Here is a 15,933-nt window from a genome sequence, read left to right as displayed (position 1 = left end):
CCCACAGGTACCCCGCTGCCCATGAAAACAGCGGGGTACCTGTGGGAGCGGGCTTGCCCCGCGATTGGGCCCTGAAACCCAACACAAAAAAAGGGGAGCAACCGCTCCCCATGAGGTAAACCGCTTGTCAGTCGAAGGCTGTCGCTCAGCCTTCGATCTCGATCAGGATCTCGCCAGGGGTTACCCGGTCGCCCTTGGCCACATGAATGGCAACGACCTTGCCGGCGATGGCCGCCTGGACTTCGGTCTCCATCTTCATCGCCTCGGTGATCAGCACCGCTTGCCCCGCCTTCACCACATCGCCCTCCTTGACCAGCACATCGACGATGTTGCCCGGCATGGTGGTGCTGACGTGACCTGGCGCACTGGCCTGCTTGCGCTTGCTGCTGCCACCGCCGACGAAATCGTTGAGCGGCTCGAACACCACTTCTTCCGGCATGCCGTCGATGGACAGGTAGAAGTGACGCTTGCCTTCGGCCTTGACGCCCACGCCGGTGATGTCGACGCGGTAGGTCTCGCCGTGCACGTCGATGACGAACTCGGTCGGTACTCCCTCGCCGCCTACGGAGGTTGCAGCGCCGGCTTCCGGGATCGGCAGCAGGGCTTCGGGCTTGAGGGTTCCGGCTTCACGCTCTTCGAGGAACTTGCGCCCGATGTCCGGGAACATGGCGAAGGTCAGCACGTCTTCCTCGCTGTGCGCCAGGCTGCCGATCTCGGCACGCAGCTTGGCCATCTCCGGCTTGAGCAGGTCGGCCGGACGCACATCGATGACTTCTTCGCTGCCGATCGCCTGGCGGCGCAGCTTCTCGTCGACCACACCTGGCGCCTTGCCGTAGCCGCCCTGCAGGTACAGCTTCACCTCGTTGGTGATGGTCTTGTAGCGCTCACCGGCCAGTACGTTGAAGAACGCCTGGGTGCCGACGATCTGCGAAGTCGGGGTCACCAGCGGCGGGAAGCCGAGGTCTTCACGTACCCGCGGGATCTCCGCCAGCACTTCGTTCATGCGGTTGAGGGCGCCCTGCTCCTTGAGCTGGTTGGCCAGGTTGGAAATCATCCCGCCCGGCACCTGGTTGACCTGCACGCGGGTATCCACGGCGGTGAACTCGCTCTCGAACTGATGGTACTTCTTGCGCACGGCGTAGAAGTACAGGCCGATCTCCTGCAGCAGCTCCAGGTCCAGCCCGGTGTCGAACTCGCTGCCCTTGAGCGCGGCGACCATCGACTCGGTGCCCGGGTGGCTGGTGCCCCAGGCGAAGCTGGAGATGGCGGTGTCGATGTGGTCGGCACCGTTTTCCACCGCCTTGAGCTGGCACATGGCGGCCAGGCCTGCGGTGTCGTGGGAGTGGATGAACACCGGCAGCGATTGCTCGGCCTTCAGCGCCTTGACCAGCTCGCCTGTGGCGTATGGCGTCAGCAGGCCGGCCATGTCCTTGATCGCCACCGAGTCGCAACCCATGGCTTCCATCTGCTTGGCCTGGTTCACGAAGGCCTCGATGGTGTGCACGGGGCTGGTGGTGTAGGCAATGGTGCCCTGGGCGTGCTTGCCGGCGGCCTTCACCGCTTCGATGGCCACGCGCAGGTTACGCACATCGTTCATGGCGTCGAAGATGCGGAATACGTCGATACCATTGACCGCAGCCTTGGCCACGAAAGCCTTGACCACATCATCGCTGTAATGGCGGTAGCCCAGCAGGTTCTGGCCGCGCAGCAGCATCTGCAGACGGGTGTTGGGCAGTGCCGCACGCAGTTGGCGCAGGCGCTCCCACGGGTCTTCCTTGAGGAAGCGCACGCAGGCGTCGAAGGTCGCACCGCCCCAGACTTCGAGCGACCAGTAGCCGACCTTGTCGAGCTTTTCGCAGATCGGCAGCATGTCTTCGGTGCGCATGCGGGTGGCCAGCAGGGACTGGTGGGCGTCGCGCAGGATCGTGTCGGTTACATGGATTTTCTTGGACATTGTTGAATTCCTCACAGGCCTGCGTGGGCGGCGATGGCGGCGGCGATGGCCAGGGCCAGCTCTTCGGGTTTGCGCTTGATCGAGTAGTTGGTCAGTTCCGGATGGCTTTCCACGAAGCTGGTATTGAACTGGCCGCTACGGAATTCCGGGTTGCGCAGGATTTCCTGGTAGTACGCCGCGGTGGTCTTGACCCCCTGCAGGCGCATGTCATCCAGGGCTCGCAGGCCGCGGTCCATGGCTTCTTCCCAGGTCAGCGCCCAGACCACCAGTTTCAGGCACATGGAGTCGTAGAACGGCGGAATGGTGTAGCCGGTATAGATTGCCGTGTCGGTACGTACGCCCGGACCCCCGGGGGCGTAGTAGCGGGTGATCTTGCCGAAGCTGGGCAGGAAATTGTTCTTCGGGTCTTCGGCGTTGATCCGGAACTGCAACGCGTAGCCGCGATGCTGGATGTCTTCCTGTTTGACCGACAGCGGCAGGCCCGAGGCGATGCGAATCTGCTCACGCACGATATCGATGCCGGTGATTTCCTCGGTGATGGTGTGTTCCACCTGCACCCGGGTGTTCATCTCCATGAAGTACACCTCGCCATCGGCGAGCAGGAACTCCACGGTACCGGCGTTCTCGTAGTTGACCGCCTTGGCGGCGCGTACGGCCAGGTCGCCGATGTAGGCGCGCTGTTCCGGGGTCAGCTGCGGGCTCGGGGCGATTTCGATGAGCTTCTGGTTGCGGCGCTGGATCGAGCAGTCGCGCTCGAACAGATGCACCACGTTGCCGAAGCTGTCACCGAGAATCTGCGCCTCGATGTGTTTGGGATTGACGATGCATTTCTCGAGAAACACCTCGGCGGAACCGAACGCCTTGGTGGCTTCGGAAATCACCCGGGGGAAGTTCTGTTCCAGCTCCTCGCGGCTGTTGCAGCGGCGAATACCACGCCCGCCGCCACCGGAGGTGGCCTTGAGCATCACCGGATAACCGATGCGCTCGCCTTCGCTCAGGGCCTCGTGGATGTCGGCCACGTTGCCTTCGGTTCCTGGGGTCACCGGGACACCGGCCTGGATCATGGTGCGGCGCGCTTCGGTCTTGTCGCCCATGCGGCGAATGACCTCGGCAGCAGGACCGATGAACTTGATGCCACGTTCGGCGCAGATTTCTGCAAGTTCTGCGTTTTCCGACAGGAAACCGTAGCCCGGATGCAGGGCGTCACAGCCGGTTTCCACAGCAAGGTTCACCAGCTTGCGCGGGTTCAGGTAACCGGCCAGAGGCTCGGCACCAATGCTGTAGGCCTCGTCGGCGCGCTTGACGTGCAAGGCGTGACGGTCGGCGTCGGAAAAAATCGCGACAGAGCGAATGCCCATTTCGGCGCAGGCACGCACGATCCGAACTGCGATTTCACCCCGGTTGGCGATCAGGATTTTTTTTATCACTGGAGTCTTCCCAAAGCCGTAGGAACAGACGATCCGGTTACACCGGTCGGCGCGTGACCAGACGTCGCTGGCCAGTCGCACATTCAAACTAGCGCTACCGGTTGATAAACAAAAATCAATATTTGTTAGAGGCTGTATTAGCAAAAGCTTATAGTGAGGTAACAAGGTTTTGCCGGAGCCTGGGGATAAATGCGTAAGTCCTTGATGCGTATGACTTTGCGTCAGCTACAGATCTTTAACGAAGTGTGTGATTTGCGCTCGTACAGCCGCGCAGCGGAAGAGATGGCGCTTACGCAACCCGCCGTAAGTCTACAGATCCGCCAGCTCGAAGAGCTGGTCGGCCAGCCGCTGTTCGAGTACGTCGGCAAAAAGCTCTACCTGACCGAAGCGGCCGAGGCACTGCAACGTGCCAGCCGCGACATCTTCGGGCGCCTGGAAAACCTCGACATGCAGCTGTCGGACATGCAGGGCTCACTGCAGGGGCAATTGAAGCTGGCGATCGAATCCAGTGCGAAGTACTTCGTGCCACACCTGTTCGCCGCCTTCAAGCAACGACACCCGGAGGTCAACCTCACCCTCACGGTGGTCAATCGCGCCCAGGCGATTCGACGCCTGTCCGACAACCGCGACGACCTGATCATCATGTCGATGGTGCCGCAGGACATGGGGCTGGAGTTCCTGCCATTCCTGAATAACCCGATCATCGCGGTGGCGCCACCGGAACACCCGTTGTGCAAGCTCGAACGCTTGCGCCTGCAGGACCTGGAGCCTCATACCCTGCTCATCCGCGAACAAGGCTCGGGCACGCGCAAAGCCTGCGAGGAGTACTTCAAGGACAAGCGCGTGCACTTCACCCAGACCCTGGAAGTGGCCTCGGCCGACGCCCAGCGCGAGTGCGTCATCGCAGGCTTGGGCATCGCCCTGCTGACTCGCCATGCAGTGAACATGGAACTGGCCACCGGGATGCTCAGGGAGTTGCCTGTCGAGGAGCTGCCGCTGTACCGCAGCTGGTGCGTGGTGCAGTCCAAGGCCAAGCGGCAATCGCCGGTGGCCTTGGCGTTTCTGGCATTCATTCGCAGCGAACGTGCGAAGATCAGCGGGCTTGTGGAGCGATTTTCTGGGAAGCTGCCGACGCCACCTGCCACACCGTGATGTCTTGCAGGTCCGGGTAGTCGGCGAGATCGCGCAAGAGTTGGCGCTGGTCGCAGTAGCTTTCGATCGCGCGACGATATTCCATGCGTCGCTGATCCTTTTCAGCCTGCTTGCGAGCTTTGGCGCTGGGTTGGTACGAACCGAAGTGATCGTTTGCCATTGCCTGTCTCCCAGATCGAGTGCGGGAGTTTCAGGGTGGCTTCGGGGTTTTACGGTTTGGCTGAGAAATGGTGACAGAATCGTGAATTTTCATTGCCCGTACCGGCCCTTTCGCGGGTAAACCCGCTCCCACAGAGGCCGGTGCGGTAGCAGTGCAATCAGTCGTCGGTAGCCTTGATCGACTTGGGCGACAAACGCAGGCTGCGCAAGCTGCGCTTGACGCTCTTGAGGTGGTTGACCAGGCTCGGCCCACGCGCCATGGCCACACCCATGGCCAGCACGTCGATCACCACCAGGTGGGCGATCCGCGAGGTCAGCGGGGTGTAGATCTCGGTGTCTTCGTGCACGTCGATCGCCAGGTTGACGGTCGACAGTTCCGCCAGCGGCGTCTGGCTGGGGCACAGGGTGATGAGGTTGGCGCCGCTTTCACGCACCAGGTTGGCGGTGATCAGCAAATCCTTCGAGCGCCCCGACTGCGAGATGCACACGGCGACATCACCCGGCTTGAGGGTCACCGCCGACATCGCCTGCATGTGCGGGTCGGAATAGGCCGCGGCACTGAGCAGCAGGCGGAAGAACTTGTGCTGGGCATCGGCGGCGACCGCGCCGGAAGCCCCGAAGCCGTAGAATTCCACGCGCTGCGCCTGGGCCATGGCACTCACCGCCTGCTGCAGCGCCTGCGGGTCGAGGTGCTCGCGCACTTCCATCAGCGTGTGCAAGGTGGTGTCGAAAATCTTCAGGCTGTAGTCGGCGACCGAGTCGTCTTCATGGATGGCGAACTGGCCGAAGCTGGCGCCCGCCGCCAGGCTTTGCGCCAGCTTGAGCTTGAGGTCCTGGAAGCCCGAACAACCGATGGCGCGGCAGAAACGCACGATGGTCGGCTCGCTGATACCAACACTGTGGGCAAGATCGGCCATCGAGCTGTGCATGACGGCAGCCGGATCGAGCAGCACGTGGTCGGCCACTTTCAGTTCCGATTTGCGCAGCAGGTGGCGCGATTGAGCGATATGTTGCAACAGATTCACAGGCTGGACTCGGTTATGATCGGCTGGCCGGGATGTAGCTATCTTGTAGTTATACTACATGACCGGCTGACCGCCCAGCTAAACGAACATGGGAGAGTGGTGGCTTGAGTATCCCTTGCGACATTCTGGTTTTCGGCGGCACGGGCGACCTGGCCCTGCACAAGCTGCTGCCGGCGCTCTATCAGCTCTACCGCGAGGGTCGCCTGCACAACGCCGTGCGGATCATCGCCCTGGCCCGCCGCCCCCTGCCGCGCAACGACTACCTCAAGCTCAGCGAGCGTCATTGCAGGGCGCAGATTGCCCGCAACGACTTCGACGAGGAGGTCTGGCAGCGCTTCTCGGCACGCCTGGACTACTTCGCCATGGACGCCTCCCAGGGTGCCGACTTCGGACGCCTGGCCCGCTACCTTGGCGAGCCCGGTGGCCTGACCCGAATCTTCTACCTCGCCACCGCCCCCAACCTGTTCGTGTCCATCGCCAACAACCTGCGCCTGGCCGGCCTTGCCGACAACGAAGCGCGCATCGTGCTGGAGAAACCCATCGGCCATTCGCTGGAGTCGGCCACGGCGATCAACGAAGCCATCGGCGCGGTATTCGACGAGTCCCAGGTCTTTCGCATCGATCACTACCTGGGCAAGGAGACAGTGCAGAACCTCATGGCCCTGCGCTTCGCCAATGCCTTGCTGGAGCCTGTATGGCGCAACAGCCAGGTCGATCATGTGCAGATCAGCGTCTGCGAAACCCTCGGGGTCGAGAACCGCGGCGCCTACTACGAGCGCGCCGGCGCTACCCGCGACATGCTGCAGAACCATCTGCTGCAACTGCTCTGCCTGGTGGCGATGGAGCCGCCGGCGCAGTTCGAGGCCGAGGCGGTCCGCGACGAGAAGGTGAAGATCCTTCGTGCGCTGCGCCCGATCACCGGCCAGGACGTGCAGGACAAGACCGTGCGCGGCCAGTACAGCGCCGGCAAGATCGGCGGCCAGGAAGTGCCGGCCTACTACTTCGAGAAAGATGTCGACAACGACAGCGACACCGAAACCTTCGTCGCCGTGCAGGCCCATATCGAGAACTGGCGCTGGGCCGGCGTGCCGTTCTACCTGCGCACCGGCAAGCGCATGGCACGGCGCTCGTCGCAGATCGTCATCCAGTTCAAACCGGTGCCCCACGAGTTGTTCGCGGGCGGCCAGGTCAACCAGTTGCTGATCCAGTTGCAGCCCGACGAGCACATCAGCCTGCGCATGATGACCAAGAGCCCCGGCCGCGGCATGCGCCTGGCGCCAGTCGAACTGGACCTGAACCTGGCCCAGGCCTTCGCCCAGACCCGCCGCTGGGAAGCCTACGAGCGCCTGCTGCTGGATGTACTGGATGGTGACTCGACACTGTTCATGCGCCGTGACGAAGTGGAGGCCGCGTGGGCCTGGATCGACCCTATCCTCAAGGGCTGGGAAGAACACTTCCAGGCACCGCGGACCTATCCGGCAGGCAGCAATGGGCCAGAGCAGGCCAACAGCCTCCTGGCGCATCAGGGCCGACACTGGCACCTCTGACCATCCCCTGCCCCGGCACTTGCCGCCGGGGCGCAGGTCATCCCCGCGAGCGCTCCAGCAACGCCTTGAACGCTGCGGCATCGATCGGTCGACTGATCAGGTAACCCTGAGCCTCGTCGCACCCCTGTTCACGCAGGAATGCCAGCTGCTCCTGGGTTTCCACGCCCTCTGCCACCACCTCCAGCCCCAGGCTCTTGGCCATGGCGATGATCGCCCGGATGATCGCGGCATCCTGGCTGCCCTCCTGCAGACCCCGAATGAACGCCTGGTCGATCTTCACGTAGTCCACCGGAAAGCGCTTGAGGTAACTCAGCGATGAGTAGCCGGTCCCGAAATCATCGATCGCCAGCTTCACGCCCAATGCGTGCAGTTGCTGGAAGGTGGCGATGATGTGCTCGACATTGTCGAGCAACTGGCTCTCGGTCAGTTCCAGCTCCAGCAGGTGCGGTGCCAGCCCGGTCTCCTGCAGCACCTGGCGCACCAGGCTGACCACCTTGCCCTGGCGCAACTGGTAGACCGACAGGTTGACCGAAACACGGATCTCTCTGCCCTGGCGCAGCCATTCGCAGGCCTGCCAGCACGCCTGACGCAGGACGAACTCACCCATCGGCGCAATCAACCCAGTTTCTTCGGCCAGCCCGATGAACTCGCCCGGCGGCACCATGCCCCATTGCGGATGCTGCCAGCGCACCAGCGCCTCGGCGGCATGCAGACGGCCGGAACGCAGGCACAGCTTGGGCTGGTAGTAGACTCGCAACTGGTTCTCGTCGAGAGCCTTGCGCAGATCGTTCTCCAGTTGCAGGCGCTCCAGGGTGCTGGCACGCAGGCTTTCGGTATAGAACTGGAAACTGTCGCCCCCCAGGTGCTTGGCATGCTGCTTGGCCATGTCGGCCTGGCTGACCAGGGCGTTGAGGTCGAAAGTGGCCTCCGACAACACACTGATGCCCACCGATGCACTGATCACCACCTCATGACCGCCCACCCGCTGCGGCACCCGCAGCTTGTCGAGCAGCCGTGTGGTGACCCGCACCAGGCTGGAAAGATTGCTGTAGCCATCGAACAGCACGGCGAACTCGTCGCCGGAGATTCGCGCCACGGTGTCGGCCTCCGGCACCGCATTGGCCAGGCGCTGGGCCATTTTCTTCAGTAACTGGTCGGCCAGCTCATGCCCCAGGCTTTCATTGAGCAGCTTGAAACGGTCCAGGTCGACATGCAGCAGCGCCAGGCTACGGCCGTTCAGGCGCACACGCTGCACCGCCTCGTGCAGGCGCAGGCGGAACAGTGCGCGGTTGGCAAGGCCTGTGAGGTCATCGTAGTGGGCCAGGTAGCGCAGGCGCTCCTCCGACTCGCGGCGCGCCGACAGGTCCGTGAAGAACGCCACGATATTGCTGATATTGCCCCGCCCATCGCGCACGCCATTGAGCTGCAGCCATTGCGGGTAAAGCTCGCCATTGCTGCGCGCCTCGACCAGCTCGCCCTGCCAGCGCCCCTGCTGCTCAAGGGCCTGGAGAATCGACTGGCTGTGCCGGCGGGCGTCGCGGCTGCACGGCAGCTCCAGCAGGTCACGCAGGATCAGGTCTTCGCGCCCGTAACCGGTGAGATCGCAGAACCGCTGGTTGACCGCCAGCAACTGGTAGTGCGCATCGAGGATGGCGATGCCTTCACTCGCCGCTTCGAACACGGTGGCAGCCAGCCGTTGCTGCTCTTCCTGCTCCTTCTGTGCGGTGATGTCGCGGCGGGTGCCCAGCATGCGCAGGACCTTGCCGTCGGCATCACGCTCGACCGCCCGCCCCCGATCCTCGATCCAGCACCAGCGGCCTTGCGTGTGGCGTACCCGGTATTCGACGCGATAGTCGCCGCTGCGGCCCTTGAGGTGCTCGACCAGTGTGCGCCGCAGCAGCGGCAGATCGTCTGGATGCAGGCGCGGCTTGAGGTCGGCAAGCACCGAGCGCACTTGTCCAGGCTCCAGGCCGAACAAGGCATGCAACTGAGTGTGATGGACTTCGTCGGTTTGCAGGTCCCAGTCCCAAAGCCCCAGCTCGCTGGCCTCCAGCGCCAGGGCCAGGCGCTGCTCGCTGGCGCCCAGGGCCTGGGTGGCAAGCGCCAGCTCACGGCTTCGCTCGTTCACCCGCAGCTCAAGGCCGGCCTGAGCCTGGCGCAATTGCTCTTCGGCATGACGACGGTGGCGGATCTCTGCACTCAGGGCCTGGTTCAGTTGCTCGCCATGGCGTTGCGCACCCTGCAGATGCTCGATCAGTGCCTGGTTCTGGAAGCGTCGGAGCAGACCGCGCTCGATCAGACGATTGACCTGCCAGGCCACTACCATCAGGGCGCCGAGCAGGATCAGGCCAAGCCAGCCCCAGCCGCGCTGCAATCCGTCCTGATAGAAGAACAGAAATCCGATCGGCGGCAACAGGCCGGGTAACACGAAGCTGAGAAAGGCCGGCAGGCTGACCGCATAGGCGACGCTCGCCGACAGCGCCGCTGCGCCCAGCAGGCCGAATACCCAGGCCTGCTGGACGAAACTGTCCACCGGCACCAGCGCGAGTGCAGCACAGGCAAGCGTCAGGCCACTGAAGGCCGACCCACCCAGGAACATCCGCCACCAGGTCGGCTTGGCCTGGCGCGCCGGCGTGGCCGCATCGAAAGCCGCCACCTGGATCACCCGCAAGGCCACCAGCGCCAGCAACCAGACCATCCACACGCCGACCAGCAGGTAGCGGGCAGGACTCCACAGCAGCCAGGCGCAAAGCAGGCCGTTGAGCAACATGAACAGGGTGGGCAGCAACGAGCCCTGGTAAAGCAGGCGGGTCCGCTCGATGGAGAGCTGGGTTGCGAATTGCCTGCGAACGCTCCTTGTCGATTCGGGTGATGCGTCGATCACCATGCAATTCTGGGTCATATGGCAGTGTTCTTATAATGGTCAGCCGCGAACGTGCACGGAGCATACACAAGCGCAAGGCCAGGCCAAACTGCTGTATGTCATGATTTCACAAATGCCCGAGCATTTGCCCGCAGCCCCCGCGCCAACCTAGAATGGCCGGATGCACACTGATGACCTCTCCCTACTGCTCAACTCCCTCAACGATGCCCAACGCCAGGCCGTAGCAGCCCCGCGTGGGCGTCAACTGGTGCTCGCTGGCGCCGGCTCCGGCAAGACCCGCGTGCTGGTGCACCGCATCGCCTGGCTGATCCAGGTCGAGCAGGCCTCGCCGCATTCGATTCTGTCGGTGACCTTCACCAACAAGGCCGCCGCGGAGATGCGTCACCGTATCGAACAGTTGCTGGGCATCAACCCGGCTGGCATGTGGGTCGGCACCTTCCACGGCCTGGCCCACCGCCTGCTGCGCGCCCACTGGCAGGAAGCGCGCCTGGCGCAGAATTTCCAGATCCTCGACGGCGACGATCAGCAGCGGCTGATCAAGCGTGTCATCCGCGAGATGGGCCTGGATGAGCAGCGCTGGCCGGCACGCCAGGCCCAGTGGTTCATCAACGGGCAAAAAGACGAAGGCCTGCGCCCGCAGCACATCCAGGCCAGCGGCGACCTGTTCCTGGCCACCATGCGCGGCATCTACGAAGCCTACGAACAGGCCTGCGAGCGCGCCGGGGTCATCGACTTCTCCGAACTGCTGCTGCGCGCCCTCGACCTGTGGCGCGACCACCCCGGCCTGCTCGAGCACTATCAGCGCCGCTTCCGCCACCTGCTGGTGGACGAATTCCAGGACACCAACGCCGTGCAGTACGCCTGGCTGCGCCTGCTGGCCGGCGGTGGCGAAAGCCTGATGGCGGTGGGCGACGACGACCAGTCGATCTATGGCTGGCGCGGCGCGAAGATCGAGAACATCCATCAATACACCGCCGACTTCCCCGACGCCGAGTTGATCCGCCTGGAGCAGAACTACCGCTCCACCAGTGGCATCCTCAAGGCTGCCAACGCCCTGATCGCCAATAACAGCGGGCGCCTGGGCAAGGAGCTGTGGACCGACCTGGGCGAAGGCGAACCCCTCACCCTGTACGCGGCATACAACGAGCACGACGAAGCACGCTACGTAGTCGAAAGCATCGAGCGCATCATCAAGGACGGCAATTCGCGCAGCGACATCGCCATCCTCTATCGCTCCAACGCCCAGTCGCGAGTGCTCGAAGAAGCCCTGCTGCGTGAGCGCATCCCCTACCGCATCTATGGTGGCCAGCGCTTCTTCGAACGCGCCGAAATCAAGAACGCCATGGCCTACCTGCGTCTGCTCGAAGGCCGCGGCAACGATGCTGCACTCGAGCGGGTGATCAACGTGCCGCCGCGCGGCATCGGCGAGAAGACGGTCGAAGCCATCCGCGAACATGCCCGCCACAGCCAGCTGTCGATGTGGGATGCGATGTGCCAGCTGCTCGCCGCCAAAGCGCTCAAAGGCCGTGCTGCCAGCGCCCTGGGCGGCTTCATCGAGTTGATGGAGAACCTTGCGACCAAGGTCACGGAGATGCCGCTGCACACCATGACCCAGACCGTCATCGAGCAGTCCGGGCTGATCATCTACCACCAGGAAGAAAAGGGTGAAAAAGGCCAGGCCCGGGTAGAGAACCTTGAGGAACTGGTCAGCGCTGCGCGCAACTTCGAATCCAGTGAAGAAGACGCCGACCTTTCGCCGCTGTCGGCATTCCTCGGCCACGCCTCGCTGGAAGCCGGCGACGCCCAGGCAGACGAGCACGAAGACAGTGTGCAGCTGATGACCCTGCACAGCGCCAAGGGCCTGGAATTCCCCTACGTGTTCCTGGTCGGCATGGAAGAAGGCCTTTTCCCGCACAAGATGAGCCTGGAAGAGCCTGGTCGTCTTGAAGAGGAGCGCCGCCTGGCCTATGTCGGGATCACCCGCGCGATGCGCCAGCTGATCATGACCTACGCCGAGACCCGGCGCCTCTATGGCAGCGAGACGTACAACAAGGTGTCGCGTTTCGTACGGGAAATCCCGGCAGGCCTGGTTCAGGAAGTGCGCTTGTCCAATTCGGTCAGCCGTCCTTTCGGCGGTGCGCAGACCCAGGCCAGCAGCCTGTTCGCCAACGCCAGCATCCCGCAGACCGCCTTCAGCCTGGGCCAACGCGTGCAACACTCGGTGTTCGGTGAAGGGGTCATCCTCAACTTCGAAGGGTCCGGGGCACAGGCACGCGTGCAGGTGAACTTCGACGAAGGCAGCAAGTGGCTGATGCTGGGGTATGCCAAGCTGGAAGCGCTCTGAGGACGAGTCGCTCGTGACTCGTCCCGCGATGCTCTTTCAGACGCCAAATTCAGACGCTGCCTACACGCTCAGGCAAAAGCTCGAAACATTCTTGCGCTAGCCATGTCTCCTAGATCATGTGCACCATGACGCGCGTGCAATCCACAAAACGGGAAATCCCATCTTATGCAACGTTTTCTTAGCATCGCACTGGCGCTCTGCGTCGGCCTGACGCTGAGCCTCGACGCCAACGCCAAGCGCTTCGGCGGCGGCAAGAGCTCGGGCGCTGCGCCTATGCACCAGACCCGCCAGGCCTCCCCTACCACGCCTGCCGCCGCGCCGACCGCTCCAGGCCGCGCTCCGGCCGCTGCCAGCGGTGCTTCGCGCTGGCTGGGCCCACTGGCCGGCCTCGCCGCCGGTGGCCTGCTCGCCTCCATGTTCATGGGCGATGGCTTCCAGGGCATGCAGATCCTCGACTTCCTGATCATGGGCCTGATCGCCTTCCTGGTCTTCCGCTTCATCGCTGCGCGCCGTCGCCAGCAGCAGCCGCAAGCTGCCGCAGCCGCCGGTCACGCCCCTTACCAGCGTGAAATGCCGCAACAGCCTGCGCAATCGATCTTCGGTGGTTCGGCCGCACCTGTCGCCGCTGCGCCGGTCATCAACGCCCCGGCCTGGTTCAACGAGCAGAGCTTCCTGGCCGCTGCCCGCAACCACTTCCAGACGCTGCAACAGCACTGGGATGCGAACGAGATGGACAAGATCGCCGAGTTCGTCACCCCGCAAATGCTCGAGTTCCTCAAGCGTGAGCGTGCCGAGCAAGGTGATGGCTTCCAGTCCACCTACATCGACGACCTCGATGTGCAACTGGAAGGCGTCGACGACCGTGCCGACAAGACCATCGCTACCCTGACCTTCCGTGGCGTATCGAAGAACTCGCGCTTCGATCAGGGCGAGGCGTTCAGCGAAAGCTGGCACATGGAGCGTGCACAGGGCGAGAACCAGCCCTGGATGCTCGCCGGTATCCGCCAGAACGGCTGATTCTGACGCGCTTCACAGAAAAACCCCGGGCCTGTCCCGGGGTTTTTGCTTTTGCCATACTGGGCTACTAGGGTATAACGCGCAGCGTTGTCATCAAGGTAAGAGGAAGTGAACTGTGGAAGAAGTGATCGAACAACTCCGTGAAGCCAATGAGCCAGTACCGGTGCCCCTGGAGCTTCCCGACGAAGACCAACTGGTCGAAATCGAAGAACAGCTGTTCATCAACATTCCGTTCGTTTTCAAAGAATTCCTGCTGACCGTCAGCGACGTGGTCTATGGATCCCTCGAACCGGTCACTGTCACCGACCCGCAGTCGCACACCTACCTGCCTGATGTTGCCGCCAATGCCTGGGATGCCGGCGTACCACGCGACCTGATCCCCCTTTGCCAGGACGGCGACAATTACTACTGCGTCGAGGAAGACGGGACGGTGGTGCTGTGGGATGGCGATGACGAGATCGTTGCCGAGGAAAGCTGGGAGTCGGTGTGGCACTGGGCGCGGGACGTCTGGCTGGAAAGCTGAACCCGAACACGAAAAATAATGGCATATCGCCATTAACTACTCGTAGAATCGCCAGGCTTTCTGCGCCTGGCGACATCGTTACCGCCTGATCCCCTCGGACTACCATGAAGTCTTGCGCAGGGAGCGATTACTCCTCAATGCGAGTGATCGCGGCTGTTCTCCAACGTTTCCAGCAGGGCGATCTGCATGCGCGTATGCACGCGCACGAACCAACGCCACAACAGCGCAACCACCACGGCCGCGACCACGGCGATGACCAGCAACAGCTCGTTGGTCGGCAGGATGCTCGCCGACAGTGCCGACAGCAGCAGGAAGATCACCAGCAGCGACAACAGCGGAATCACTTCGGCAATCACGCGGCGCACGCGCTGGGTGTGACGCCCGGCCATCTCCGGCTTGACGCCCATCTCCGCCAACAGCATCGACAGCGCCTTGAGCTTGCGATAAGCGGCGATCAGGAACGGCAGAGACAACAGCAATGCCGCGCCCCAGATCACTGCCTTCTGCTGCCCCACATCACCGATCCATTCGCTCAGCCAGGTGCCGATGCGTACCGCGAAGTAACCACCGCTGAAGAAGATCGCGATCACCAGTGCCAGGTTCACCCCCACTTGCAGCAGGATGCGCCGGATCATCGCCGCCAGCATCGCACCCTCGCCTTGAGGCTGAATGTTGCGCAACCACTCGCCATACAACGACAGCACCCGCGACAGGCGTTGCGGCACCACCTTGCCCAGGCGAATCGACAGGGGGTCCGCGGAGCGGATCAGGTAAGGCGTGAGCAAGGTGGTGATGGCCGAGACCGCCACTGCGACCGGATAGAGGAAGTCGCTGGTGACCTGCAAGGTCATGCCCAACGCAGCGATGATGAAGGAGAATTCGCCAATCTGTGAAAGCCCCATCCCCACACGCAGTGAGGTGCGCCCATCGTTACCGGCAATGAAGGCGCCCATGCCGCAGGAGAGCATCTTGCCCAACACTACAGCCAGGGTGATCACCACGATCGGCCAGGCGTAGTCGATCAACACCTGCGGATCGATCATCAGGCCAATGGCGACGAAGAAGATGGCGCTGAACAGGTCGCGAACCGGCTCGATCAGGCGCTCGATCTTCAGCAACTGGCGCGATTCAGCCATGATCGCACCGATCAGGAAGGCGCCCAGCACCATGCTGTACTCGAGCTTCACCACCAGCAGGCAGAAGCCGAAGCACAGCCCCAGCACCGTAATCAGCAACATCTCGTTGCTCTCGAACTTCGCCACGTAGGCCAGCAGCCGCGGCACCAGCAGAATGCCGATGACCAACGCCACGATCATGAACAGCGACAACTTGCCGACGGTGGAGAACACCTCGCCGGAACTGACCGAACCGCTGACCGCGATGCCTGAAAGCAGCGCAATGATGCCGATGCCAAGGATGTCCTCGACGATCAGCACGCCGAAGATCAGTTGCGCGAACCGCTCGTTCTTCATCTTCAGGTCGTTGAGCGCCTTGACGATGATCGTCGTCGAGGAAATCGCCAGGATGGCGCCGAGGAACAGCGAGTCCATGGTGTTCCAGCCGAACCAGCGGCCGATCTCGAAGCCGATCCAGATCATCAGCACGATTTCGAGGAAGGCGGCGATGAAGGCAGTCGCCCCCACCTTGAACAGCTTGCGCAGGCTGAACTCCAGGCCCAGGCAGAACATCAGGAAGATCACCCCGAGCTCGGCCAGGGTCTTGATGGTGTCTTCGTCGTGGATAAGGCCGAACGGCGGCGTGTGAGGGCCGATGATGAAACCGGCGACGATGTAGCCCAGCACCACCGGTTGGCGCAGCCTGTGGAAAAGAATGGTTACCACCCCTGCGACCAGCATGATCACGGCCAGATCCTGGATGAAGCTTATGGCATGCATGGCGTG

At 62.9% G+C, this 15,933-nt stretch carries 11 protein-coding genes; 5 read left to right on the top strand and 6 right to left on the bottom strand.

From position 1 onward, the window contains the following. Window positions 1-145 precede the first annotated feature (145 nt). Window positions 146-1,954, bottom strand: a complete 1,809-nt coding sequence (gene oadA, locus HU748_RS16645) for a sodium-extruding oxaloacetate decarboxylase subunit alpha (protein WP_186670126.1) — start codon at window positions 1,952-1,954, stop codon at window positions 146-148. Between the two features lie 11 nt (window positions 1,955-1,965). Further along, complete coding sequence (locus HU748_RS16640) at window positions 1,966-3,381, bottom strand: acetyl-CoA carboxylase biotin carboxylase subunit (protein WP_054892975.1); 1,416 nt, start codon at window positions 3,379-3,381, stop codon at window positions 1,966-1,968. A 189-nt stretch (window positions 3,382-3,570) separates the two neighbouring features. Between HU748_RS16640 and HU748_RS16635 the strand changes: the two genes are divergently transcribed. Further along, window positions 3,571-4,533: a LysR family transcriptional regulator gene (locus HU748_RS16635; protein ID WP_186710112.1), complete on the top strand. Its 963-nt coding sequence runs from the start codon at window positions 3,571-3,573 to the stop codon at window positions 4,531-4,533. On the opposite strand, the gene HU748_RS26475 is transcribed toward HU748_RS16635, so the two are convergent. After that, entirely contained in the window at window positions 4,475-4,693 is a 219-nt protein-coding gene (locus HU748_RS26475; protein WP_238343383.1) for a hypothetical protein, read from the bottom strand. The genes HU748_RS16635 and HU748_RS26475 overlap by 59 nt on opposite strands. A gap of 157 nt (window positions 4,694-4,850) precedes the next feature. Then, window positions 4,851-5,717, bottom strand: coding sequence for a transcriptional regulator HexR (gene hexR, locus HU748_RS16630; protein WP_003253273.1), 867 nt, complete (start codon window positions 5,715-5,717; stop codon window positions 4,851-4,853). Between the two features lie 104 nt (window positions 5,718-5,821). Between hexR and zwf the strand changes: the two genes are divergently transcribed. Continuing rightward, window positions 5,822-7,264 carry a glucose-6-phosphate dehydrogenase gene (gene zwf / locus HU748_RS16625; protein WP_186721160.1) on the top strand — a complete coding sequence of 481 codons (1,443 nt, stop codon included), beginning with the start codon at window positions 5,822-5,824 and terminating at the stop codon, window positions 7,262-7,264. 37 nt (window positions 7,265-7,301) lie between these two features. Here the strand turns inward: zwf and HU748_RS16620 are convergent, their stop codons facing one another. Further along, window positions 7,302-10,166 (bottom strand): EAL domain-containing protein, encoded by a 2,865-nt coding sequence (locus tag HU748_RS16620; protein WP_238343382.1) that lies wholly within the window; start codon window positions 10,164-10,166, stop codon window positions 7,302-7,304. 142 nt (window positions 10,167-10,308) lie between these two features. On the opposite strand from HU748_RS16620, the gene uvrD reads away from it, so the two are divergent. The 3 genes from uvrD to HU748_RS16605 all read left to right on the top strand — a co-directional run bounded on the left by uvrD (window position 10,309) and on the right by HU748_RS16605 (window position 14,032). Then, entirely contained in the window at window positions 10,309-12,492 is a 2,184-nt protein-coding gene (uvrD, locus tag HU748_RS16615) for a DNA helicase II (RefSeq protein ID WP_186670132.1), read from the top strand. Between the two features lie 165 nt (window positions 12,493-12,657). Beyond that, complete coding sequence (locus HU748_RS16610) at window positions 12,658-13,509, top strand: TIM44-like domain-containing protein (RefSeq protein WP_186721158.1); 852 nt, start codon at window positions 12,658-12,660, stop codon at window positions 13,507-13,509. 115 nt (window positions 13,510-13,624) lie between these two features. Further along, complete coding sequence (locus HU748_RS16605; protein ID WP_186670143.1) at window positions 13,625-14,032, top strand: SMI1/KNR4 family protein; 408 nt, start codon at window positions 13,625-13,627, stop codon at window positions 14,030-14,032. Window positions 14,033-14,166: 134 nt separating this feature from the next. Here HU748_RS16605 and HU748_RS16600 read toward each other — a convergent pair whose 3' ends face one another. After that, a complete protein-coding gene (locus HU748_RS16600; protein ID WP_186721156.1) occupies window positions 14,167-15,927 on the bottom strand; it encodes a cation:proton antiporter in 1,761 nt (586 codons plus the stop codon). Window positions 15,928-15,933: the final 6 nt, after the last annotated feature.

The organism is Pseudomonas sp. RW3S2 (genome assembly GCF_014268955.1).
Lineage (GTDB): Bacteria > Pseudomonadota > Gammaproteobacteria > Pseudomonadales > Pseudomonadaceae > Aquipseudomonas > Aquipseudomonas wayambapalatensis.
The sequence above is the reverse complement of the archived record's forward strand: the minus strand, read 5'-3'. Positions and strand labels throughout refer to the sequence as shown.

Bases quoted from the DNA above. Each gene is read 5' to 3' on its own strand.
- oadA (WP_186670126.1), bottom strand. From the start codon at position 1,954: ATGTCCAAGAAAATCCATGTAACCGACACGATCCTGCGCGACGCCCAC.
- HU748_RS16635 (WP_186710112.1), top strand. From the start codon at position 3,571: ATGCGTAAGTCCTTGATGCGTATGACTTTGCGTCAGCTACAGATCTTT.
- HU748_RS26475 (WP_238343383.1), bottom strand. From the start codon at position 4,693: ATGGCAAACGATCACTTCGGTTCGTACCAACCCAGCGCCAAAGCTCGC.
- HU748_RS16620 (WP_238343382.1), bottom strand. From the start codon at position 10,166: ATGACCCAGAATTGCATGGTGATCGACGCATCACCCGAATCGACAAGG.
- uvrD (WP_186670132.1), top strand. From the start codon at position 10,309: ATGCACACTGATGACCTCTCCCTACTGCTCAACTCCCTCAACGATGCC.
- HU748_RS16610 (WP_186721158.1), top strand. From the start codon at position 12,658: ATGCAACGTTTTCTTAGCATCGCACTGGCGCTCTGCGTCGGCCTGACG.
- HU748_RS16600 (WP_186721156.1), bottom strand. From the start codon at position 15,927: ATGCATGCCATAAGCTTCATCCAGGATCTGGCCGTGATCATGCTGGTC.